The sequence below is a fragment of the Zarconia sp. genome, assembly GCF_057467645.1.
The window spans coordinates 69,466-91,745 of sequence record NZ_JBRJXU010000107.1 but is presented as its reverse complement, the minus strand read 5'-3'; the positions used below and the strand labels follow the sequence as shown (position 1 = coordinate 91,745).

The following is a 22,280-nucleotide window of genomic DNA, read 5'->3' as shown; positions in this document are numbered from 1 at the left end:
CGGAGTTCGGAGTGCGGAGTTCGGAAATGGGGGAAACGAGAGATGGGGAAGACGCGGTGACGCGGAATTGGGGGAAACGGGGAAAACGGCGGAATTGGGGAAACTGGGGGAAACGGCGGAATTGGGGAAACTGGGGAAAACGGTGGAATTGGGGAAACTGGGGAAAACGGTGGAATTGGGGAAACTGGGGAAAACGGCGGAATTGGGGAAAACGGGAGCAAGATGCTCCCACTGTGTACTGTTATTGCTGTCACCACGATGGGCACAGACACTCCGATCCAACATGAGCGTATCTTCGATCTTTCTCCCCCTGCCTCCGAAGCCTCCGTTTCCCCCGAAGCCTCCGATGCCTCCAAAATCCCCCAAAGCACTACTCTTGAGAAGGTTTCCCCTGAAGAATCGCTTCCCGAAAGCCTAAGACGACGAAGATATTGGACAGGGTTAAGAAAAATTCGGCACTTCCGTGAAGCCAATCGATATTCGCTAAGGATTCTCCATAGGCAACTTGGGCGTAAATTCCGGCGGGAATGGTGATGGCAACAAATAATAGGAGTAAATAAAATCCAATGAGTGCCAAGCGAGGTGTTTTCCCGGATTTGGTCAGGAAATACAAAAAGCCGAGATAGGGAAATAGGGAAGCGGCAAATAAGGTTTCTTTTGAAATCATCATGAATTGGGAATCCGTGGGGTCGATCGCACTAAAACAAATGGGGTTTAGCCTCGTGTTCGATCGCAATTTCTTGGGTTAGGGCTTTATCGATCGAACGAGAATGTTCGAGAAAAGGTTTCCAGTCCCATTTTGAACGAAAACTTTACGATTTGCGCGGGGTTGCCTGCCGCCAAATCCACCACGCTGCCGCACAAAGGGTACAGTTGCCCACAACGGTCATTGTGGCTTGCAGCGTCACCAGCCATTCGAGAGATTCGGGATTATCAAAAAAGTGCCAGGTACAGGCACACATCGCACTGACCAATGCCGGTATCATGGCAAAAGATAATCCCTGCCAGGCTCGATTTTGGGTAACTTCGCTATAGATCCAAATTAGCCACATGGCGGCAATCCACTCAATAACGCTAGAAACGTGAATAATCCAGGTGGGAATAGAAAGGGCGTGCATGAAATTTGAATTGCGTGATTTCAATAAAAGTGTGAAGGTGACGGGTCGTCCGAGCTCAATTGTTTAGATGAATCAAAAATGTAAAGCTTGAAGAGCGTGTCAGAAGAGTAAAATATTGGCACCGATATCCGTTAAACCTTAACCAAAGGCAATAAAAAATAAACCCATCGATCGATAAAAACCGGGTAAAGATACAAGCATTCGAGGGATATTTTGCTGACAGATGATAATGGAACGAAGTGGAGATAGATTTTTTCAAAGATTCGATCGCCCTTTGTAAGAAGGAGATTGAGTTGACAGCGTGCCAGATATCGAATAAACGTATTGTACGCAAATTAGCTCACAAAATAGCTCAAAATTCGAGCGGGTAAGGTCATGGCGCAAATTCGAGCAGTGTTATGCGGGTACTACGGCATGGGGAATGGAGGAGACGAAGCCTTACTCGCCTCGCTGCTGCAAATGTTACCCGATCGCGTGCAGCCAGTAGTTTTATCGGGAAATCCCGCCCAAACCCGCGCTCGCTACCAAGTGAGTACTTATCCTCGCAAATCGATCGCTGCATTTCAACTGCTGCGGGAATCGGATGTCTTTATTTGGGGTGGGGGGAGTTTGGTGCAAGATGCCACCAGCGCCCTGAGTCCGGTGTACTATACGGGGTTAATCGGAATTGCCCAGCAACTGGGTTTGCGCACCATCGCCTGGGCGCAAGGAATCGGACCCCTGAAGCGTTCCCTGACTCGCCAGGTTGCCCGACGCGCCTTTGCCGGCTGCGATGCCATTAGCGTGCGCGATCGCAACTCAGCAGCCCTCGTCCACCAGTGGAACTTGCCCTTCATCATCGCCCCCGATCCGGTTTGGGCGCTAGATTCCTCTCCAGTGAAGGGGTTGTGGGATTTGCCCGCCCCCCGAGTTGCCGTAACGCTGCGATCGCATCCGCAACTGACCCCCGATCGCTTAGCGACCCTGAAGCGCGCCTTAATCCACTTTCAAAAAGCGACCTCGACCTGCATCTTACTGGTTCCGTTTCAAGCCAGCCAAGACCTGGAAATCGCCCGGAAAATCCAGTCCGATCTACCGGGTCCGAGTCATATTTATACCTTGGACGATCCTCGGGAGTTAAAAGGAATTTTTCAGGGGGTGGAAATGGCGATCGGCATGCGCTACCACAGCCTGATTATGGCCGCTTCTGCGGAATGTCGCTGTCATGCCATTAGCTACGATCCCAAAGTGACACAACTGATGGCGGAGTTGGAAATGCCGGGATGGGAAATTGACGAACTGCCCGAAGATGCCAATATGATTTCCAAGGCTTGGATCGAACATTATGCCAATGGGATGCCGCTATCGGGCGATCGCATTCATTCCTTAGTCGATCGGGCTTTAATGCATCGGGAATTGTTACATCAAACGTTAGGGTAAGCGATTAAGTTAAGCGAACGTCGTTGAGTCGAGAAATGGCATTTCCCCAAATTATCGCTGACCCGATCGCCAATTCTCAATCCGATCGCCCGACGTTGGAATGGGTCAGTCATGGGATCTATTCGATGTTTTACAAGTTCAACCTTCGACAGTAGAGTCGAGCGGGAGATGTTTTCTTGAATCGGCGCAAGAACAAACTATATGATGTTTTGAATGTATTAAATCGACTCAGATTTTGGGTTTGAGCTATTGTTCGAGCCGTTCGGTTTTTATTGTGGCTTGCTGAAAATGTGCGTCTTCAAATTCTCTATCATTGCGGTTACCCCGCTCGTCCTTCTCTCGATTTCTCAAAAGGCGATCGCTCAGATTATTCCCGATGGTTCGTTGGGAACTGAAAGTTCGATCGTTGTGCCCTTGGATGGGTTGAGCGATCGCATCGATGGCGGTGCAGTTCGCGGGAGCAACCTCTTCCACAGTTTCCAAGAGTTCAATATCGATGCCGGACGAGGAGCGTTTTTCAGCAATCCCGCCGCTATTGAAAATATTCTCACCCGCGTCACCGGAGGTAATCCCTCAAATATTTTCGGCACTTTGGGGGTTTTGGGGGATGCCAACTTATTTTTAGTCAATCCCAGCGGCATTGTTTTCGGTCCCGATGTGCGGTTGGATGTGGGGGGTTCGTTTTTTGCCAGTACTGCTGAGGGGCTTCTGTTCCCCGATGGCTACGAGTTTAGTGCGACTCATCCCGATACGCCACCATTGTTAACCGTTAACGTTCCCATCGGTTTGCAGTTTGGGGCGAATCCGGGGGGAATTGAAGTACGGGGCACGGGTTTGAATCGACCGCTGGCAAATGTGGATGGTTTGACGGATATTCCCACCGTCGTGAATAACGAGATTACTTTCCTCACAGAATTTTTCGCGAATCCTGCGGGATTGCAAGTCCGACCGGGTCGAACTTTGGGGTTCGTGGGAGGAAATGTCACCCTGACGGGGGGATTGCTTAAAGCCCCCGCCGGACGGGTGGAACTCGGCAGCGTGGGCAGCAACGGCATGGTTCGCCTCACCCCAACTGCGGCGGGAATTACCCTGGGATACGAGGATGTGGAGAACTTCGGGGATATTACCCTGTCCCAGCAAACGGCGATCGCGACTAGCGGTGATGGCGGCGGCAATATTCAAATACAAGGACGGCAGTTTAGCCAGAGCGATCGATCTCAAATTCGCGCCGATAATCTCGGTTCCCAACCGGGAGGAAGCGTTACCATTCGCGCCTCCGAGTCAGTGGATGTATTGGGCAGCACTACGGAGTTGAGCTTTCCCAGTTTCATCGTCACCTCGACATTGAGCGACGGCAGTGCCGGCAATATGACCGTTGAAACCGATCGATTTTCTGTGCGCGATGGGGCAGTTTTGGGGGTGGCAACGCTCGGTTCGGGACCGGGGGGCAATTTAACCATCCGCGCGGACGAATCGATCTCCCTCACCGGCAGTTTTCCCGGTCGCTTGTTTCCCACGGGGTTAGTGGCCGGGGCGTTTGCTTCGGGAGATGCGGGCAATACTCGAATTGAAACGGGACGACTGACCGTGAGTGATGGCTCGGCGATTTTGGTGGGGACGGGCGCTCAAGGAGATGGGGGAACCTTGACGGTGCTCGCAGATACTATCGACCTCACCGGTGGCGAACCCGATGCCGTCTTGGGGATTCCAGGGGGAATCATCGGCAGCAGCTTCGACATCGGCGATCCCACTGGAGAGAGCATTGAAGGAGATGCGGGGAATATCGATATCCAGGCGCGAGAGTTGGTCGTTCGAGATGGAGCCGTTGTCGCTGCGGTAGCTCAAGGTGATGGCAGTAGCGGCAATATTCTCCTAGAAGTCGATCGCCTCGTGGTTCTCGATGGCGGCAGTATTAGCGTGGAAACTCAGGAAAATGGGGCGGGTGGAAATTTGCAGATATGGGCTAATGATATTGAGTTGAGAGGCGTTCGTATCGATGAAGAGGGGGATGAAAGACGGAGCAGTTTAGCGGCAGGAACGACGGGTGACGGCAATGCGGGGAATATTGAGATCGAGACCGATCGATTAGCGGTTCGAGATGGAGCCGCTATTTTGGCGGCTACAACATCGCTATTTACTACGATACCTGGATTTACGAATAGCTTCCTCAATGAAGGTCAAGGGGGTAGTATTGCCATTCGAGCGCGGGACATCGAACTGAGCGGCACGGCTGAAAATGGCTTGCCTAGCCTCATTGGCTCTGCCACCAATGGGTTTGGAGATGCCGGTCGCGTAACCATTGAAACCGATCGCTTCGTGGTTCGAGATGGGGCACAGGTCGCGGTCGGTTCATCCAGTGAAGGTTTCGGCGGTATCCTTGAGGTGCGAGCGCGGGACATCGAACTGAGCGGTACCTCCTCAGAACCCGTTGAAGTCAACGGGGATTTGCAATTTCAACCCAGCGCTTTTTTCGCAACCACTCAAGGTACGACTGATGTTTTTGCCGTGGGAAATGCGGGAGATGCGATCGTCGAAACAGATCGATTAACAGTGCGGGATGGGGCACAAATCTCTGTGGGAACGGTATTGAGTCAGGGAGATGGCGGCAACATCGTGGTACGGGCGCACGATATCCAACTCATCGGTGTTTCATCAAATGGAGAGCTGGCTAGCAGCATCTCCGCAGCGAGTGCTTTCTTTGGTCGTAATGCGGGAAATGTGACTATTGAAACCGAGCGATTAATGATGCGAGATGGAGCCTCTATTGGTGTAGCAGCGGTTGTGAGTCAGGGGAATGCAGGAAGCATTGCAATCCTTGCGAGGGAGTCGATCGAGCTGAATGGAGCATCGCCTGAAACTGGAGGAACAAGTAGCATTCTTGCAGGAACCTCGTTTTCAACTGGCGATGCTGGAAATATTATTCTCGATACAGAGCGCTTAACAATGCGAGATGGCGCGATTGTCGGCGTGGTATCGGGTTTTGGTGAAGGTAATGCTGGAAACATTACGATCCGCGCTGGTTCGGCGGAACTGAATGGCAGATCTATCGAGGGACAGCCGAGCACTTTAACCGCCATCACTAGATCGGCTGGTAATGCTGGAGATGTGAACGTTGAAACCGATCGCTTAACAGTCCGAGATGGGGGGGAAATTGATGTGAGCAGTACTTCGGAAGACATTATCTCAGAATTCAATCGTTTTGCGTCCCAAAACTCACAAAATCCAAATCTTCAAGCATTACAAATTACTTTAATCTTGTTGGGATTAGATCTCGAAGAATTAAGCAGTCAAGCCGGAATCCCCGGTAACATCAATATCACATCCTCCGTCCTCCGTCTCGACGATCGCGGTGCCCTCAATGCCTCATCGGCAATCGGGCAAGGGGGCAGTATCAACTTGAACTCGGGCAGCGTCCAACTCCTCGGCGAGAGTCTCATCTCGGCGGCAGGAAGCGAAACAGGAACCACCTTCGAGGGAAATATCGACATCAGTGCTGATACCCTGGCACTGCTTGACAGAAGCCAAATTCTCACCAATGCCTTCGACCCCCAAGGGGGTAGCAATATCACCATCCGTCCTCGGAATCGATCGAATTCGGGCATTGCCATCTTCCAGTCCGACGATAGCCTGATTAACGCCGAGGGGGATTTGACGATTGAAGGGGATATCGAGTTCGATCCAGCAGAGGTTCCGGATCTCGAAACCACCGATGTCACCAGTCTGATTTCCCAAGGTTGTCAGGATTACGAAGGGAGCGAATTCTACATCACCGGACGGGGAGGTTTGCCCCCCAATCCCCGCGATATCCTACCGGGTAGTTCTCTAGTGGAACTTGATTGGGTGGAGGACGAGCCAGAATCGGCGATCGAATCGTCACAAAGGCGCGATCGCCCTTTAATTCCAACTTCCACGGAACACCAACCCCTTATCGAAGCCCAAGGCTGGTATACCAACGAAATAGGGCAAGTGGTTCTAACAGCCAATCCGATCTCCGCCACTCCCCACTCCTCGGAAATCGCAGCAGTGGATTGCCAGACTGTAGAGGACGTGCGATCGCATCGAGAACGATCGAATTGACGGTTCCGAACTCCCGTCCCCCGATCTCCCCATCTCCCCGTCTCCCCATCTCCCCGCACCATCGGCTATCATACTCTTTGATTCAATTCTCCACCTCAGAACCCGACATGGCCGATTTGACCCCCAACCCTAGCTTCAGCCTCACGATTCGCTTTCAACTTCCCAACCGGGCGGGAATGCTTGCCCAAGTCACTCAAGCGATCGCCGATGTCGGGGGAAGTTTGGGGCAAATCGATCTGATCGATCGCTCTCGGAAGGTGTCGACGCGGGATATCACCATTGATGCATCGAGTACGGAACACGCCGATACGATCGTTACGGCGGTGAAAGCCTTGGAGGAGATCAAAATCCTGGATGTCTACGATCGCACCTTCAATCTCCATCGCGGCGGCAAAATCAGCGTCGAAAGTACCCTCCACATTAAGAACCAATCGGATTTGGCGATGGCCTACACTCCCGGTGTGGGTCGCATCAGCAAAGCGATCGCCAACGATCCGGAACTGGTTCATACCCTCACGATGAAGGGCAATACCGTGGCGATCGTTACTGATGGTAGTGCGGTGCTGGGGTTGGGCAATCTCGGTCCGGAGGCAGCGATGCCGGTGATGGAAGGGAAGGCGATGCTGTTTAAGGAGTTTGCGGGCATCGATGCGTTTCCCATCTGCTTGAATACTCAGGATGTGGATGAAATCGTCGAAACGGTCAAACGCCTCGCCCCAGTTTTTGGTGGTGTCAATTTAGAGGATATTGCCGCCCCCCGCTGCTTTGAAATCGAGCGTCGCCTGAAGGAAGAAATTGATATTCCCGTGTTTCACGACGACCAACACGGCACGGCGATCGTGACGCTCGCCGCTTTGATTAATGCCCTGAAACTGGTGAAAAAGGCTCTGCAAGATATCCGTATCGTCATTAACGGGGCGGGGGCTGCGGGGGTCGCGATCGCCCGGTTGTTGCGCCAAGCCGGGGCTTCTAGTTTGCTGCTGTGCGACTCCAAAGGCATCGTCTCGAAAGAACGAGAAAATCTCACCCCCGAGAAACTTGAATTTGCCTGCCCAGAAACGGGAACCTTAGCTGACGCGATGCAGGATGCGGATGTATTTATCGGGGTGAGTGCCCCAGGAGTTCTGACGCCGGAAATGGTGCGATCGATGGCGGCCCAACCGATCGTGATGGCGATGGCGAACCCGATTCCGGAAATCCAGCCGGAACTGGTAGACGACGAAGTGGCGGTGATGGCCACCGGACGCAGCGACTACGCCAATCAAATTAATAACGTGCTGGCCTTTCCGGGCATTTTTCGCGGGGCCCTCGACTGCCGATCGAAAGAACTCACCACCAGTATGTTCCTTGAAGCCGCTGGGGCGATCGCCTCGTTGATTACCCCCTCCAAACTCGATCGCGAACATGTTATCCCATCGGTCTTTGACGAACGGGTGGTAACGGCGGTGTCGGCAGCGGTTCAGCGGGCTGCCCGTCAAGAAGGCATCGCTCGTTGTTAAATCAATGGGGTTAAACCAGTGGGGAATCGGTCTCAAGATTCCCCCAGAAACAACAACTCACCCAACTATATAATCGATCGAATCAATTCCGGCAAAAGCGATCGTCTCTCGTAATCGATTCAAATTTATCCAAATATCTTCTGATTGCTCTCCCGGATAGATGAGCTTATTTAAGTAAAATCCGGGAATCGTTTCTCCTAGCAAATAATAATATTCCACACCGACTAAATTGCTAATAAACCAATAGCAGTGATACACGTAGTTGGGCGAAAATAGCTCGATAACTTTGGTGGTCGATCGACAAAAAGCAAGATTCGTCAATCCGCTACCGTGGGGGGCAACGATCGCATCGGCATTGGCAAACATTGCCGCCTGTTCTCTCACGGACATCCCTTCGAGAGTTACGCTTACAAATCCAAATTTTCTCAAGAGTTCTATAATTTTTTCTTCGTTAAGAACTCGTCTAATTTTTGATTTTTTTCGACTAATATAAATTCTGTTCGGTAAATTGGAAGAATCGATCGCACTTTCATCGAGAAAGTGTTTCTTTAAAAAATCGCAGGTCCATTGCGGCATCCAGGAAATACTACCGGGAAATGAGGGCACGATGAGTTTGGGCGATCGAATATGAGAACATTCCTCGATGGGTAATCGTTTATCTTCCGGTATATCAATAATTTTCAGCGTTTCTTTTTGAAAAGGAAGCTGAAAACTCGTTAAATAAAAATCGATATCGTTTAAATTGATGGGGCTGCGGCGCAATAACTCAATGCGCGGCAGAACGTCAAACATCCAATGAAAATAAACGTTATTTAAAAGCCCGGATAAAACCGCAACCGTTCCCTGAATTTCTCGAACGGGTTCTAATCCCTCGTTTGATAAAATCGAGTGTTGGCTAGGATGCTTATCGGGGTGATTGGGACTGAGAATGGGAAAATCGGGAGAAATATCGGCGATAAAGCGATTATCGGCTGCAATTGTTGCACTTTGTGTTTGCGCTTCATTTATCCAATACCGCCCTTCCGGAATCATTACTACAAATGAGCTAGGAAGAAAAATTTTAGTTGGAAATCGAAAGCTAAAATGAACCGATTCTTCGTTGGCTTTTGGAGGTTTTAGATTGACAATACTTTCGGGTAAATTCGAGAGATAGGTCGGTTCTAAACTATCTAACTCAATGAATTTAGACCATTCTAAACTCGATTCATAAAATCCTGTTGGAATTAAATCAACTCGTTCAACCTCATCGATTCGATCGTCCTGAGTGTGAGAAAACTCTAAAATTAAGCGTTCTAAGTTGCGATTAACGATCTCAAAATCAGTTTCTTCAATCAGACTAGCTAAAAAACGATGGCGGTTGCTTTGAGTTTCAAGTCCTCGCAATAAATCTAGAACGAACTCGGCGTTCAATAAAATCGCCTGCCTAAAATCGGAAATAGCTGCATAGCGATCGCTCTTTTTAAGCCATACATAGCCCAAATCGCTGTAAGCATCGGCAAAGTTGGCATCCAGTTCGATCGCCTTTTCAAAATACGCGATCGCATCCTCCAATCGCTGGCTTTTCAACAAGCATAGTCCTAAGTTATAGCAAACTTGAGGGTCAGCTTCCCGTTCTAAAAAATAACGGTAACAAGAAATCGCCTCCTCAAACTGCTCTAACTTTTGCCAGACAATCCCCTGACGGCGGTAGGCTTCAATAAAGTCGGCGTCGAGTTGAGTGGTGGTTTGCCAATACTCGATCGCTTCATCGAACCGTCCTTGCTGGGCAATCGCCCGTCCGAGAGCATAATACGCTTGGGGGGACTCAGCATCAATTTCGAGGATTTTGAGATAAATTCGTTCGGCTACCTCAAATTGATGCAACTGCAAAAAGCGATCGCCTTCAACCTTGAGTATCTCTAATAATTCTCCAACATCACCCTCTACCCCATCAGAAGACCACATCGCCGAAAACCAAACCTCCTGACATCGTTCTTCCTCCCCTCGTATCAGGAAAATGAGTCCCAGATACCAATAAGCGTCAAGTCGATCGGGTTGCTGGGCGATGCATCGTTCGTAAAGTTCGATCGCCCGATCGTATTCCTCTTCAAAGAAGCATCGATCGGCTTGGGCTTGAAGCTGCCTGAATTCCATAAATCCGTCCCTTAAGACGAGCTTTTTTGCCGGCGTTTGCGTTTGCTCGATCGAAATCCCTCAAAGGAAATCACTTCCGCTTGTCCGCTTTCGCGGGCCACTCGAATCAACAAACCGGCGATCGTCAAACTAGCGATCGTCGAACTTCCCCCAGAACTAAACAGCGGCAACGGCAAACCCGTTGTCGGCAGTGCACCCGTCACCACCCCAATATGGACTAACGACTGCCCCACCATAATCACCATCACCCCAATCGCCACCAATTGATGGGTGAGATACTTGGCTTTGAGGGCAACGCGCAACGCCAGGGTGCCATAAACCGCGAGTAAGAGAAACAACATCAAGCTGCCGATGAAGCCAAACTCTTCGGCAAAAACTGCAAAGATAAAATCGCTGTGTTGAATGGGGAGATAGTAGAGTTTTTGCTGGGAAAGTCCGAATCCCGTCCCCCAAGGGCCCCCCGAACCGACCGCCAGCAAACTTTGAACGAGCTGATATCCATCGCGATCGGGATCGGCCCAGGGATTGAGGAAGGAAAGTACTCGCCGTCGTTGGTATTCCTTAAAGGTGATGCTAATCCCCGCTAAGAGGACGCCTCCCAAAGCCGTTCCTCCCAGCTGCTTGTAAGGCAGTCCGGCAGCCATCGCCATCAACCACAGCATCATGCCGCACAATCCCGTCGTACTCAAGTTCGGCTGCAACAAAATGCTGACCAAGAGGACCCCCCAAATCCCCAACCACGCCAAACGACGTTGAAGACTCAGGTGGTTCCAGCGACCGAAAATTTTCGCCCCTTGGAGAATCAGAAAGGGTTTGAGCAGTTCCGAGGGTTGGATGGGAATCGGACCGATCGAAATCCAGCGCGTTGCCCCGTTCACGGTGGTGCCGACACCGGGAATTAAAATTAATCCCAGAAGAATAAAAATAAAAAACAGAAACCAACGCGCCACTCCCAGTAAATATTGCAGGGGAGTGCGCACGGCAATCCAAAATCCGATCGAGCCGACCGCCGCCCAAATCACTTGGCGTTTGAAGTAATACAATCCATCTCCATGTTCTAGGCTTGCGGTGGGGTAGGATGCAGAAAATAAGACAATTAAGCCCATCACTAGCCACACACCGGTTAGCCAGCTCAGTACGCGCGCTTCCCATGCCCAATCTGAGATCGAAGCATCGAAAAACGGAACCATACGACGTAGATTCGCGAACATGAACGTTGTAATTGGGTCGAGCGAGGTCATTTAGACTATACCAGTCAGGGGTCGCGAGATCGGCACTCAGCTCGTCGTAATATTGAGTTCGGCGATCGCACTGTTGGCCAAAAATCGAACCGTTCTCGGCATGGGTGGGCAGTTCGATGGCGAATGTAAAAATGCCACCCTCATACTGAAAACTGCCCACCCGACAAAACGTCTAATCAACCACCCTTCAAAGACAATCTTCAAATGCCAGCCAAAAAAAAGAGGTCGCGACGACCTCCCAAAACAATGGATGACTTTTTGTGAAGTGTATTTTAAGCCAGTCCGGTGTTAGCACCCGGTCTGCCCGTTGCGAGCTTGACGTTGACAATCTTGCCGCCCATTTTTTGGATGCGTTGTTGCTCGCGGAACCAGTTGTCGTAGGGGACGAGCTTGGTAAAGTAAGTGTTTTGCAGCTCGCGCTGAGTCCGGATGCGCGTTTGACTGGGAACGCAGGCGGTAATCTCGAACATTCGCATGGGTTTGTCTCCTAGTTCTGTGGGAAAACGTTGGTTTTTATGGGTGATTCGATACGCCGTCGCGATCGGCGGATATTTTTGAGGTAGCTCGAGCGAAAACGAGGGTCAACAAAGTGCGGATGGGATTTCGTCTACCGCTGTTTTCTAATTTTTGTTTGGCTACCGGTGGCGAACCACCTAAAAATAATTTTTTCAGCTTTTTCACACCTTAGCTCGAAGGCGATTGTGTATCGGAAAAGCTGCGATCGAGCTTGATGCCTCGCTTTTTGTAATTCTTTGGTAATGATTACGAATGACGAGGGTCGCTCTTATCTAGAGGTTGGGTAAATTTTTATCTATATCAAAGTCTGGGAGTCAAGAGTCAATACTAGACGGTTCAAACTTACCCTTTACCTTTTGGAATGGATAAGCCTTTAAGGTCTAGCACTCACTCTGGACTTCCCAGACCTGAATTTAGGCAAAAAACACGCGCAAATGAAGTTGCAGGTTTTTTGTTTTGACTAGCCCCAGGTGAGTTAGCTCAGACCCGAGCAGATGTAGTCGAAGTAAACACCCATTTCTTTTCCGGCGTCAGAACCCACCAAACTAGCGGTGACTTCTTTCATCGCTTGGATGGCTTGGACGAGGGTTCCGATGGGCACGCCCAGGGAGTTATAGGTTTCTTTCAAACCGTTGAGCACGCGCTCGTCGAGGATGGAAGGATCGCCTGCGAGCATCGCATAGGTAGCGTAGCGCAAGAAGTAGTCCATATCGCGGATGCAAGCAGCATAGCGACGGGTGGTGTACATGTTGCCACCGGGACGGGTGACATCGGAGTACAACAAGGACTTGGCAACGGCTTCCTTAACGATGGTAGGAGCGTTGGCGCTGATGGTGGTTGCGGCACGAACCCGCAGTTGACCGCTCTGGAAGTAGCCTTTGAGCTTATCCATCGCGCTGCCATCCAGGTACTTACCCTGAACGTCAGAGGCATTAATAACGGCAGTAATTGCGTCTTGCATGATTTTGCTTCCTTAGAATTAGCTAAATCTAGTTTGACTTTAGATTTGAGATCTCTTTAAAAATCTAAACTCTCAAAAATGGGATGCTTTATTGCATCGCACCGATGACGTAGTCGAAGTAGGAACCGGCTTCGGCAGCGTCTTCACCGGACATCGAACCGGTGGCAACGGACTTCATGCAGCGAACGCTTTCGGCAACCGCATCGATGGAGGTTCCCAAAGAGCGATACATTTCGCGCACGCCGACGATTCCGATTTCTTCAATGGGGGTGACGTCACCTGCGACGATACCGTAGGTAATCAGACGTAGGTAGTAATCCATGTCCCGCAAGCAGGTGGCGGTCATTTCTTCACCGTAGGCATTTCCACCGGGAGAAACAACATCGGGGCGCTTCTGGAAGAGCTGGTCGGCAGCCGTTTTAACGATCCGCTCGCGGCTATCGGTTAAAACTTGAGCGATCCGCAGGCGCTGTTCGCCGGTGGAAACAAAACCCTTAATCCGATCCAATTCACCAGGGCTGAGGTAACGAGCCTCGGCATCGGCATTCACGATCGATTTCGTGACAATACTCATGATTTTACTTTCTCCAGAAAGGAAAATTTACCGCGTGTATGTAACTTTAGGGATTTTCCCTTATTTTGCAGTCAAGTGATATTCTCCTGCATGGCGTTTAAATTTCAAGTCTTAACTTAATATTTTGTAACATTACTCTCAGGATCGACCCCCAGATTCCCGATCTCGATTTTTCCTGGAACAAAACTCTGAAACAATTCGTCTGCATACACTTGAGGCGATCGAATTCTCTCATCGAATCGGTGAAATTCAGGTCGATAAGAATCGACCTCAAAGATCTCTACGTAATTTCCGTAACCTCTAAAGAGATCGTTGTAGTACCCAATAGGGGAATACTTCAGTATGGGCGGTTGAAGGGTAGGTTTCCCGACCTTTACGCCCCGAAAGGAGAAGGATACGATAGTTATACAAACTCATACTGATTTCAAGTTCGTTCGGTCATCGTTGCGTGGATCTGCCAGTGGCAGGATTTTAGTTTGGCTTTTGCGAGTTCCTGCCGCACTCGATGGAAACTTTCCCAGCACTCTTGATGTGTACCCCATCACCGTTTCTGAGTGGAGGTAAGCCTCCACCCATAGGAATTCGGATAGTTACGGTCAACCCAAACAAACTTTGGTGTCGTTTATCTTCAGAGCAACCCCCATGCCAATCGCCAACGCTAATCTCAACAAAACCTACTCTACATTCAAAGCCGATACCGTTCGGACGTACCTGCACGAAATCGGGCGAGTGCCATTACTCACCCACGAGCAAGAAATCGTTTTGGGCAAGCAGGTGCAAACGATGGTCAAGTTGCTCGATGCGAAAGAAGCTCTGCGCGTTCAACTCGATCGCGAACCGACGATGTCCGAGTGGGCGACCCAAGTTAACCTAGACGAATCCGAGCTGCGGGGCGAGATCGTGCGGGGTCAGCATGCCAAGCGCAAAATGATCGAAGCCAACCTGCGTTTGGTGGTCGCGATCGCCAAAAAGTATCAGAAGCGCAACCTGGAATTTCTGGATCTGATTCAGGAAGGCACCCTGGGCTTAGAACGAGGGGTGGAGAAATTCGACCCCATGCGCGGTTACAAGTTCTCCACCTACGCCTACTGGTGGATTCGCCAAGCCATCACCCGCGCTATCGCCCAACAAGCGCGTACGATTCGCTTGCCCATTCACATCACTGAGAAGCTCAACCAAATCAAAAAAGTTCAACGGGAGCTGACTCAGAAATTGGGTCGCGCTCCGGGGCCCAAAGAAATTGGCGAAGCTCTCGATCTCGAAACCGCTCAAATTCGGGAGTTTCTCACCCTGTCTCGGCAGCCCATCTCCCTGGATTTGCGGGTTGGGGATAACCAAGATACCGAGTTGCAAGACTTGCTCGAAGATGAAACCGCTTCTCCCGAGCGTTACGCGACCCAGAAGTTGCTACGTCAAGACCTGGAAAATCTCTTGGCAGAACTGACCCCCCAGCAGCGAGAAGTGATTATACTGCGCTTCGGTTTCAAAGACGGTCGCGAACTGTCCCTGGCGAAAGTGGGCGCTCAGCTCGATATCAGTCGGGAGCGAGTCCGGCAACTGGAGCATCAAGCTCTCAATCACCTGCGCCGCCATCGCGCGAACGTGCAGGGATACTTAGCCAGTTAACATCCCCAGCTGAACATCGCCAGCTAAACATCGATCGCGAGTGTTAGACTCGCATTCCATCACAGTCGAGTCAACACGCAAAAGAGAGCCGTTCCACTGTCGGAGCGGCTCTCTTGTGGCTATATTTATTTATTTTTGTAAATTCATTCAGTAATTTGCGGAGCCGGATGTGATGCTTTCAATTAAGAACGTTGCATCCACGGAGAAATATCTCTGAGAGAAGCTGCGGAATTTAAAAAATAAACCCTTTTATAACTAAACTCAAATTTTTTATCTCAGGAGGATAGTCCAGTGTTCGATCGCACCGATAACATCATTGCATCCGATCGTCCGGTTCGCTACCAATCTGCACTTCAACGACCGACTATACTGCTGGCTGCTGGTAGCGTGATTCTGAGTTCCGCGGCGATCGTGGGGACTTTGCAACCCTCGAATGCTGCGATGAAAAAACGGATGTTGTCTCAACCTTCACCCTCCCCCTCTACGGAGACTCTCGTTCCCGCACGCACCCCCGCACCTCCCGTAGCTGAATCTCAGGTGATTCCCGATGGCGTATATCTCTACGGTCAGTCCTCCGAACCCAATCGAGTCGGTTCTGAGTATATGGTATTCGAGAGCCGTCAAGACCGCGTTGTCGGCGCGCTGTATCTACCACAATCGTCGTTCGATTGCTTTTACGGTCGCCGCGATTCTCAAGCCTTAAGTCTCAATATCGTTCATAGCTATCACAATACGCTCCATACCTATGCTGTTGCTTTAACATCCGTCGAATCGACGATCGCTTCAACGGGTAATTTAGTGGGTGATTTTGGAGTGCAAGGATTGCAACGAATTGAGGAAGTTAGTCAGAACGATACGCGCATCTTAGAGATGTGTAAAGAAAGTTACCAAGATGAAGTTTGGGAATAAGCATCAGCCATCAAAACCCGATGAGAATCCGATGTGAGGTCGATCGTTTTGAATTCCTGTTTGGGAAAAGCAAAGTCTCGAAATCCAAAATTGCGAGCTCGCTGCAATGATTCAAGGGAAAAATCGATCGCTTGTCTGTAGAGAGCATTTTTACTTCAAGGAGATCGATTAATCTTATTGTGTCTCAAAATTTAAGGTGAAGTGGGAACTCGTTTCGCGATCGAAAATTTGGCGCGCACCGTATTGTTGTGGGTTCAATTATTTCTGAATTTATTCAATCCGATTCGATCGAATGCGATCGCCACTTCATTTTGTGGTGTAAACCTCTCGCGACTTCTTTAGATTCTTACATTTGGAGCGAGATTCTATAGACGATCGAACACTGTAATAACATGGAAGAAAAGGGGAGCGCTAAACAGTCAATGACTTCAAGAACCTCAGCGACTCTCCTCGTTTGAGTAACATCAAAAATTAAAGTATTTAGCAATCGACGAGTTTCAAACTTAAGACATAGAATTTATAAATTAAGACGCACGAGCTAAAAATTTGACAAAATCTCCGTGTTTAAATACCCCAGAACTTGGGTATCTTTGCTTTCGATCGGAGCGAAGATAAATATAGTCACACGTGACCTGCCCGAACTTTGTCGTCTTGTTAATTTGCCAACGTTCAATACAAGCCCCTGTAAAGATTGCTTGTCTAAATTGAGTGCCGATCGCTTGCGATCGGGTTAAGTTTGCTTCGCTCAAGTCTGCGGCAGTACAGTTTGCTTCTCTGAGGTTCGCACCGCACAGGTCGGCCCCTCGCAGACTCGCACCTGCCAGATTCACCTGCCCTAAATTCGCGTCTCTCAAATCGGCTCCCGTGAGATATGCTTCTCTCAGGTTCGAGCCAATCAGGTAAGCTCCCACGAGATAGGTTCCGCTAAGTTCGGCTCCCCGCAGGTCCGCTCCAATAAACTTTACATCTTTGAGGTAAGCCCCCCCTAAGTCCGCATCCTTGAGAGTCGTTCCTCTCAAATAGGCCGAACTCAGGTCGGCTCCAATTAAATAAGCGCCACCCAAGTTTGCTTCGCGCAGGTTGGCACCGACCAAATCTGCACCCAATAAATCTGCATCTCTGAGATTTGCCCCAGCCAGGTCTGCTCCGATCAAATCTACCTGAATCTCGCGATGACTTTTTCGCCACCGATTCCATACGGAGATATCCTGACGGAGCAAAGAGAGATGTTTCTCATTTGCCATCTAGCGCTGGCTCCTCAGCTTGCACATTAGTTACAGTTTAGTTCAAATCGGAATTGACGGACTCTCAGACACTGCTAGGGCTACTTTCGAGGAATCTAGAACCACTTTAATATTTCACTGATGAAAAATATATAGTACATGAAGGCAACGATCTATGTGCAAAAATTGACAGGTGATGACACGATCTCGAAAGGTAAGTTTCATGTCCGGAAGCTTGAGACAGAGCCGAATCATTTCAGTGGCTGTGAATCGTCGCGCTTGGAGTCAAACTCGTCCATTGAAATTTGTATTGAGATGTTGGCTCGGATGGCTCTGGGAAGACACCCATCGGTCCGGTGCGAGGCGATCGAATCCGAGTTTCACCCGCAGTCTCTCCGGCAGTCTTGGGGTAAAGCACCAATTCCCGCACCGCCTGCCCCCCATCTGGCAGGTTGGATTGCTCGCACTCAGTTCGATCGCCATCGGTTCGATTCCAAGTCGCGCGCAGGCGATGCCCGATCGATCCCACCCCGCCATCTTGGAGAGCATTGCCCAAACCCCCGGAAGTTCGACCCTCGATCGCCCCGTTCTGGAGTTGGGAAGTCAGGGAACAGCAGTCTCCGAACTCCAGGCGGCTTTGAAGCTTCTTGGATACTATTCCGGTGCGGTGAGTGGCTCGTTCGATCGCCCGACAGCAGAAGCGGTATCGGGATTCCAGCAAGCTGCGGGGTTGACTCCGAATGGGATTGTCGATGCCAAAACCTGGACTCGCCTCTTCCCTGCCACATTACCCGAAGCTGCGATCGAATCCTGTACCTGCGACTCAGATCCTCCTGCTGGCGGAACGACGGCGGTGGGAGATTTACCGCTATTGCGCCTGGGGATGCGAGGAACAGGGGTTTTGGGGGTGCAACAGCGCCTGCAAGCGATTGGATTTTTTCAAGGGAAAGTCGATGGGGTGTTCGGCACCGATACCCAAGCAGCAGTGGAAGCGGCACAGGAAAGTTACGATCTCCAAGCTGATGGCGTGGTCGGTCCGGAAACTTGGGAAGTCTTGATGCGTTAACTCTCGACTTGATGAACCTTTAAGCGAATGCCCATTTAAATGGTATATCCTCAAAAAAAATACAAATCTCAAGTCCTCTCCGCGTCCCCACATCTTCCCTGTCCCCGTGTCAGCAAAAACGAGTAAATTAGATGCGTCACAGCTTAGTCTTCTTCGAGAAGGATATTCAAAACATCATCTAACATTTGGTTGGGATCGGTATTGTCGGAATGATTGGCAAAAAAGACGATCGAAATCTCTTCATCGGGAAGATAGCAAGCTGTGGAATAGAATCCGCCGATATGTCCTTCTTGCAACCAAATTTCTCCCCAATCTCGATCCCACCAACTATCAATTCCCAGTCCGTAATAAGAGTCATCTCTCGTCTCGTACCAATTCGTCATTTCTTTGAGGCTTTTGGGTTCGAGTAACTCTTCATTGACGAACAAAGCCTCCAGAAAGGTTGCCACATCGTAAATATTAGAAATAATGCCACAATCGGCCAAGCCATAAGCATTATTCCGAGCCGTCATATCGTCAGGGCGATCGTCACTATCTAAATCGGCATAACCTTTAGCAAATTCTCCATAAAGTTTATCTTTTCCTTCTACAAAAGTCTGTTCTAAATCGATATGTTTGCAGATCCGCAATTGTAATTCTTGCGAAAAATTATTTCCCGTGACTTTTTCAATAATGAGTTCTAGTAAAATATAATTCGTGTTAGAATATTCGCGGCATTCTTCCGGCGCAAAGCCCGCGTCCAAATCATAAGCATAAGAAATGGCTTCTTTTGCCGTCCAAATATAATCTGATTCGGTAATTTCGACAGCACTTTCAAAAATTTCATTATCTTCATAATCGGCTAAGCCACTGGTATGTTGAAGTAGGTTACGAATTGTAATTTTGTCTGAATTAGGTAGGCGATCGCAAATTTGGTTCGGTAAACAATCGACCAGTGTATCTTCTAAACTGAGTTTCTCTTCTTCCATCAGTTGCAAGACGATAACCGCTACGAACAGTTGGGTAATCGTAGCAATGCGAACTAGATGATTTGTCGTCATTGGCAGACCCGTTGTTAGGTTTGCCAACCCTGATGCGCCATCCCATTCGCCATCGGGAGTCAGAACGTAGAGAATTGCACCGGGAATCTCATACTCAGCAATGTAATTATCGAGTATTTCTTGTAATTCTGAGGCGAGGTGTCGATCGAGCAATTGGGCACAAAGAGTCATAAGAAAGTTTTGGAGTGAAAAATCTAAACAGGATAGATACTCAACCACGAAAATCGATTGGGTAAAATCGACTTTATTTTGCTGGATTATCGAGAGTTAGATCGAGAGTAAATTATGAGAAAATGTCATTTCCAAGCTAGCACGAGCATCTGGAAAGTCACTTGCTATCTTGCCGCACCACCTCGATCTATAATAGATTAAAAATTCTAATATTTTTAATCTGTTAAATTGAGAACGCTAACGGGTCATCCGTCGCGGATGCCTGATATATCTATAAAAACCTGCGATAGAAGCCACAGAATGGCGATCGAAAGCGACTGACATGGAAGTATGAGTGCTGTGAGTTTGAGTGTTGGATCTGATATTCCTTTGATTTTGATTGCCGATGACGATCGCTCGATGCGAACCCTGCTGGATTTGGCGGTGACGGAACAAGGGTATCGGGCGACGAGTGCGAAGGATGGGGAACAGTGCTTGAGCGAGTACGATCGCCAGCAGCCAGATATCGTATTGCTCGATGCGGTGATGCCACAGATGGACGGGTTCGAGTGCTGTCAGCGGTTGCGGCAGATGCCGGGGGGCGATCGGACGCCGATTTTGATGATTACGGTACTCGACGATCGCGAATCCGTCGATCGGGCTTTTGAGGCGGGGGCCACAGACTACATCACCAAACCGATTCACTGGGCGGTATTATCTCAACGGGTGCGCTATTTGCTCGCAGCCAGCAAGGTGGGAAATCGAGATCCGTTTGAGGAGTCCGAATCGCGACGGTGGGAAGCCTTTTTCGGGCGAATGGCAGCAACGATCGCCCGCAGAGTTGAGGGTGCCGCAGATATCGGCAAGCGGCTAGAAGTACTACTTTCCCAGATTCGAGGGGAATTAAAAGACCTGTCTTCCGTGGAACGAGTGGCGATCGCCCCAATTACCGATTTAAAACCGATCGAGATCGAATTGGCAGAGGTTCACCCACTCGGGACGCTGTCGGCGGCTGAGTTGGGGTTATTTTTCCAATACGAAACGCAATATCGCCAGGGAGAAGCGATCGCCCTGAACGATGTTGCAGAACTATCTCGATCGAATCTCGATCGAGCGGCGAAATCGGCGTTGATGGTTCCGATGATTATCGGCGATCGACTTTGGGGGGTGTTGTGCTGTCACTATTACACGCAATCCCATGTCTGGGATGCCGTTGAAATCGATCGCTTTTCGCACTTGGCGAATTTGTTGGCAATTGGGATTAAGTAGTATAGCAGTCGCCACCGTAGGCGCGGACATTGGGGGATTTTGATGATTTACAACGCGAGCAAGATGCTCGCTCTAATTGTCCTAACCAACCTGGCGGTTGCTATTTTTCTTCGGAAGATGGGAAATGAGAAGCATGAATTTTTAATTTTTAATCTTGCATTTACTCTCCCCCTGCTCCCCCTGCTCCCCCTGCCTCCGAAGCCTCCCCTGCTCCCGAAGCCTCCGAAACCCCTAACCCGCCTGACGTTCCATCAACTCCTTCATCTGCAATCGAAAGGCTTCGAGTTGTTCCGGGGTGGGTTGGGTTTGCTGCCAGCTTTCCCGCGCTGCCAGCCGTTGCAACCAAGCCTGCAGTTGGGGATAGCCATCAAGGGAAACTCCCATTTGCGGCAACCAGATGACCACCGTTCCGGCAACGATATCGGCGAGGGTGAGACGATCGCTGCCGATGTAGGGTCGATCGCCGAGCTTCTCTTCTAAAAAGGTTAGCACCGTTGCCACCCGTTGCCGCGATTCGGCGAGTTTGGCTTCGTCCTCTCCCCCAAATCCCATCATCTTCTGAATCAGGGGGTTCATCGCCGGAAAGAGTTCGTTTACCGTTGCCAGTTCCACCATCCGCACCGTTGCCAGGGATTTGGCATCTTTGGGGAGTAATGCCGGGGTGGGGTATCGGGTTTCGAGGTAGTCGAGGATGGCGAGGGATTCCACCACGACGAATCCATCATCCACCAGGACGGGAATGCGATTGAAGGGGCTAATTTCCAGGAATTCGGCAGCAAATTGGTCGCCATCGAGGTTGAGGGTAACGAGTTCAAAGGGTAGCTGCTTTTCCAGGAGGGCGATCCAAACCCGGCGAGAGTTGCCGGAGACGGGGTTGTGGTAGAGTTTGAGGGGCGATCGCCCTTGAGAAGCTGCGACAGATGATTCGACGGGTTTCGGGGCAGAAGTTGCCGCATCCCCAGCATCAGGCAAAATCGCATCGGTTAAATCGGCATCGGTGAGGTTCGCCAAACTCAAATCTGCCTTGCGCAGGTTTGCCCGTTTCAAATTGGCGTTACTTAAATCGGCGCGAGTGAGGATGGCGCCGCGCAAGTCCGTCCCTTCCAGGTTGGCACCGCTCAAATCCGTCCAACTCAGATCCGCACCGCGCAAATCCGCCTGACTCAGATTGGCATCATTGAGCATTGCCTCGCTCAGATCGATGCCGTGGAGAATTGCCCCGTGTAAGTCGGCTTCCCCCAGGCGCGCCCGATCGAATTCGCGTTCCCCCGCCCCGTATTGTTGCAACAATTCGATCGCCGATTCAATGACTTTCGGTTCCGTCATCTCGATCGCTCCCCGTTTGAGTGATATTTCTAGGGTATCGGAATGGAAAATGAAAAGTTGAGAATTAAACGTTAAATTCTGTGGGGGGTCATGGGTGACAAGTGAAGGAGTTCGATCGTATGTCAAGGGGGTA

Annotated in this window: 17 protein-coding genes; 7 read left to right on the top strand and 10 right to left on the bottom strand. The window is 50.1% G+C overall.

Annotated features, from left to right (window positions below):
- Nucleotides 1-370: 370 nt before the first annotated feature.
- Complete coding sequence (locus tag AC2215_RS16405; protein WP_486811082.1) at nucleotides 371-667, bottom strand: DUF3593 domain-containing protein; 297 nt, start codon at nucleotides 665-667, stop codon at nucleotides 371-373.
- Nucleotides 668-812: 145 nt separating this feature from the next.
- Nucleotides 813-1,118, bottom strand: coding sequence for a DUF2499 domain-containing protein (locus AC2215_RS16400; RefSeq protein ID WP_486811067.1), 306 nt, complete (start codon nucleotides 1,116-1,118; stop codon nucleotides 813-815).
- Between the two features lie 375 nt (nucleotides 1,119-1,493).
- On the opposite strand from AC2215_RS16400, the gene csaB reads away from it, so the two are divergent.
- The 3 genes from csaB to AC2215_RS16385 all read left to right on the top strand — a co-directional run bounded on the left by csaB (nucleotide 1,494) and on the right by AC2215_RS16385 (nucleotide 8,113).
- Nucleotides 1,494-2,537: a polysaccharide pyruvyl transferase CsaB gene (csaB, locus tag AC2215_RS16395; RefSeq protein WP_486811066.1), complete on the top strand. Its 1,044-nt coding sequence runs from the start codon at nucleotides 1,494-1,496 to the stop codon at nucleotides 2,535-2,537.
- A 288-nt stretch (nucleotides 2,538-2,825) separates the two neighbouring features.
- Nucleotides 2,826-6,614: a two-partner secretion domain-containing protein gene (locus AC2215_RS16390; protein WP_486811065.1), complete on the top strand. Its 3,789-nt coding sequence runs from the start codon at nucleotides 2,826-2,828 to the stop codon at nucleotides 6,612-6,614.
- 107 nt (nucleotides 6,615-6,721) lie between these two features.
- A complete protein-coding gene (locus AC2215_RS16385) occupies nucleotides 6,722-8,113 on the top strand; it encodes a malic enzyme-like NAD(P)-binding protein (protein WP_486811081.1) in 1,392 nt (463 codons plus the stop codon).
- Between the two features lie 57 nt (nucleotides 8,114-8,170).
- Here the strand turns inward: AC2215_RS16385 and AC2215_RS16380 are convergent, their stop codons facing one another.
- The 5 genes from AC2215_RS16380 to apcA all read right to left on the bottom strand — a co-directional run bounded on the left by AC2215_RS16380 (nucleotide 8,171) and on the right by apcA (nucleotide 13,538).
- Entirely contained in the window at nucleotides 8,171-10,246 is a 2,076-nt protein-coding gene (locus tag AC2215_RS16380) for a glycosyltransferase 61 family protein (RefSeq protein WP_486811064.1), read from the bottom strand.
- 11 nt (nucleotides 10,247-10,257) lie between these two features.
- Nucleotides 10,258-11,457, bottom strand: a complete 1,200-nt coding sequence (locus AC2215_RS16375) for an FtsW/RodA/SpoVE family cell cycle protein (RefSeq protein ID WP_486811063.1) — start codon at nucleotides 11,455-11,457, stop codon at nucleotides 10,258-10,260.
- 302 nt (nucleotides 11,458-11,759) lie between these two features.
- On the bottom strand, nucleotides 11,760-11,963 hold the full coding sequence (locus tag AC2215_RS16370; protein ID WP_486811062.1) for a rod-capping linker protein CpcD domain-containing protein: 204 nt from the start codon (nucleotides 11,961-11,963) through the stop codon (nucleotides 11,760-11,762).
- Between the two features lie 515 nt (nucleotides 11,964-12,478).
- Nucleotides 12,479-12,964, bottom strand: coding sequence for an allophycocyanin subunit beta (apcB, locus tag AC2215_RS16365; RefSeq protein ID WP_486811061.1), 486 nt, complete (start codon nucleotides 12,962-12,964; stop codon nucleotides 12,479-12,481).
- Nucleotides 12,965-13,052: 88 nt separating this feature from the next.
- Nucleotides 13,053-13,538 carry an allophycocyanin subunit alpha gene (gene apcA, locus AC2215_RS16360; protein ID WP_486811060.1) on the bottom strand — a complete coding sequence of 162 codons (486 nt, stop codon included), beginning with the start codon at nucleotides 13,536-13,538 and terminating at the stop codon, nucleotides 13,053-13,055.
- Between the two features lie 642 nt (nucleotides 13,539-14,180).
- Here apcA and AC2215_RS16355 point away from each other — a divergent pair.
- A complete protein-coding gene (locus AC2215_RS16355; protein WP_486811059.1) occupies nucleotides 14,181-15,164 on the top strand; it encodes an RNA polymerase sigma factor, RpoD/SigA family in 984 nt (327 codons plus the stop codon).
- Between the two features lie 291 nt (nucleotides 15,165-15,455).
- Nucleotides 15,456-16,073, top strand: a complete 618-nt coding sequence (locus AC2215_RS16350; protein ID WP_486811058.1) for a hypothetical protein — start codon at nucleotides 15,456-15,458, stop codon at nucleotides 16,071-16,073.
- Nucleotides 16,074-16,597: 524 nt separating this feature from the next.
- Here AC2215_RS16350 and AC2215_RS16345 read toward each other — a convergent pair.
- Nucleotides 16,598-17,317 carry a pentapeptide repeat-containing protein gene (locus AC2215_RS16345; protein ID WP_486811057.1) on the bottom strand — a complete coding sequence of 240 codons (720 nt, stop codon included), beginning with the start codon at nucleotides 17,315-17,317 and terminating at the stop codon, nucleotides 16,598-16,600.
- A 289-nt stretch (nucleotides 17,318-17,606) separates the two neighbouring features.
- Between AC2215_RS16345 and AC2215_RS16340 the strand changes: the two genes are divergently transcribed.
- Nucleotides 17,607-18,362 (top strand): peptidoglycan-binding domain-containing protein, encoded by a 756-nt coding sequence (locus AC2215_RS16340; protein ID WP_486811056.1) that lies wholly within the window; start codon nucleotides 17,607-17,609, stop codon nucleotides 18,360-18,362.
- A 143-nt stretch (nucleotides 18,363-18,505) separates the two neighbouring features.
- On the opposite strand, the gene AC2215_RS16335 is transcribed toward AC2215_RS16340, so the two are convergent.
- The gene (locus AC2215_RS16335; RefSeq protein WP_486811055.1) at nucleotides 18,506-19,573 is read right to left on the bottom strand and encodes a serine hydrolase domain-containing protein; all 1,068 of its coding nucleotides are present in this window, start codon (nucleotides 19,571-19,573) and stop codon (nucleotides 18,506-18,508) included.
- A gap of 345 nt (nucleotides 19,574-19,918) precedes the next feature.
- Between AC2215_RS16335 and AC2215_RS16330 the strand changes: the two genes are divergently transcribed.
- Nucleotides 19,919-20,821 (top strand): response regulator, encoded by a 903-nt coding sequence (locus tag AC2215_RS16330; RefSeq protein WP_486811054.1) that lies wholly within the window; start codon nucleotides 19,919-19,921, stop codon nucleotides 20,819-20,821.
- Nucleotides 20,822-21,052: 231 nt separating this feature from the next.
- Here AC2215_RS16330 and AC2215_RS16325 read toward each other — a convergent pair whose 3' ends face one another.
- Nucleotides 21,053-22,273, bottom strand: a complete 1,221-nt coding sequence (locus AC2215_RS16325) for a pentapeptide repeat-containing protein (protein ID WP_486811053.1) — start codon at nucleotides 22,271-22,273, stop codon at nucleotides 21,053-21,055.
- Nucleotides 22,274-22,280: the final 7 nt, after the last annotated feature.

What these genes read in the sequence shown, in the direction of transcription:
- AC2215_RS16405 (WP_486811082.1), bottom strand. Translation starts at nt 667, where the DNA reads ATGATTTCAAAAGAAACCTTATTTGCCGCTTCCCTATTTCCCTATCTC.
- AC2215_RS16380 (WP_486811064.1), bottom strand. Translation starts at nt 10,246, where the DNA reads ATGGAATTCAGGCAGCTTCAAGCCCAAGCCGATCGATGCTTCTTTGAA.
- AC2215_RS16385 (WP_486811081.1), top strand. Translation starts at nt 6,722, where the DNA reads ATGGCCGATTTGACCCCCAACCCTAGCTTCAGCCTCACGATTCGCTTT.
- AC2215_RS16400 (WP_486811067.1), bottom strand. Translation starts at nt 1,118, where the DNA reads ATGCACGCCCTTTCTATTCCCACCTGGATTATTCACGTTTCTAGCGTT.
- apcB (WP_486811061.1), bottom strand. Translation starts at nt 12,964, where the DNA reads ATGCAAGACGCAATTACTGCCGTTATTAATGCCTCTGACGTTCAGGGT.
- AC2215_RS16355 (WP_486811059.1), top strand. Translation starts at nt 14,181, where the DNA reads ATGCCAATCGCCAACGCTAATCTCAACAAAACCTACTCTACATTCAAA.
- csaB (WP_486811066.1), top strand. Translation starts at nt 1,494, where the DNA reads ATGGCGCAAATTCGAGCAGTGTTATGCGGGTACTACGGCATGGGGAAT.
- AC2215_RS16390 (WP_486811065.1), top strand. Translation starts at nt 2,826, where the DNA reads ATGTGCGTCTTCAAATTCTCTATCATTGCGGTTACCCCGCTCGTCCTT.
- AC2215_RS16375 (WP_486811063.1), bottom strand. Translation starts at nt 11,457, where the DNA reads ATGTTCGCGAATCTACGTCGTATGGTTCCGTTTTTCGATGCTTCGATC.
- AC2215_RS16345 (WP_486811057.1), bottom strand. Translation starts at nt 17,317, where the DNA reads ATGGCAAATGAGAAACATCTCTCTTTGCTCCGTCAGGATATCTCCGTA.
- AC2215_RS16335 (WP_486811055.1), bottom strand. Translation starts at nt 19,573, where the DNA reads ATGACTCTTTGTGCCCAATTGCTCGATCGACACCTCGCCTCAGAATTA.
- AC2215_RS16370 (WP_486811062.1), bottom strand. Translation starts at nt 11,963, where the DNA reads ATGCGAATGTTCGAGATTACCGCCTGCGTTCCCAGTCAAACGCGCATC.
- apcA (WP_486811060.1), bottom strand. Translation starts at nt 13,538, where the DNA reads ATGAGTATTGTCACGAAATCGATCGTGAATGCCGATGCCGAGGCTCGT.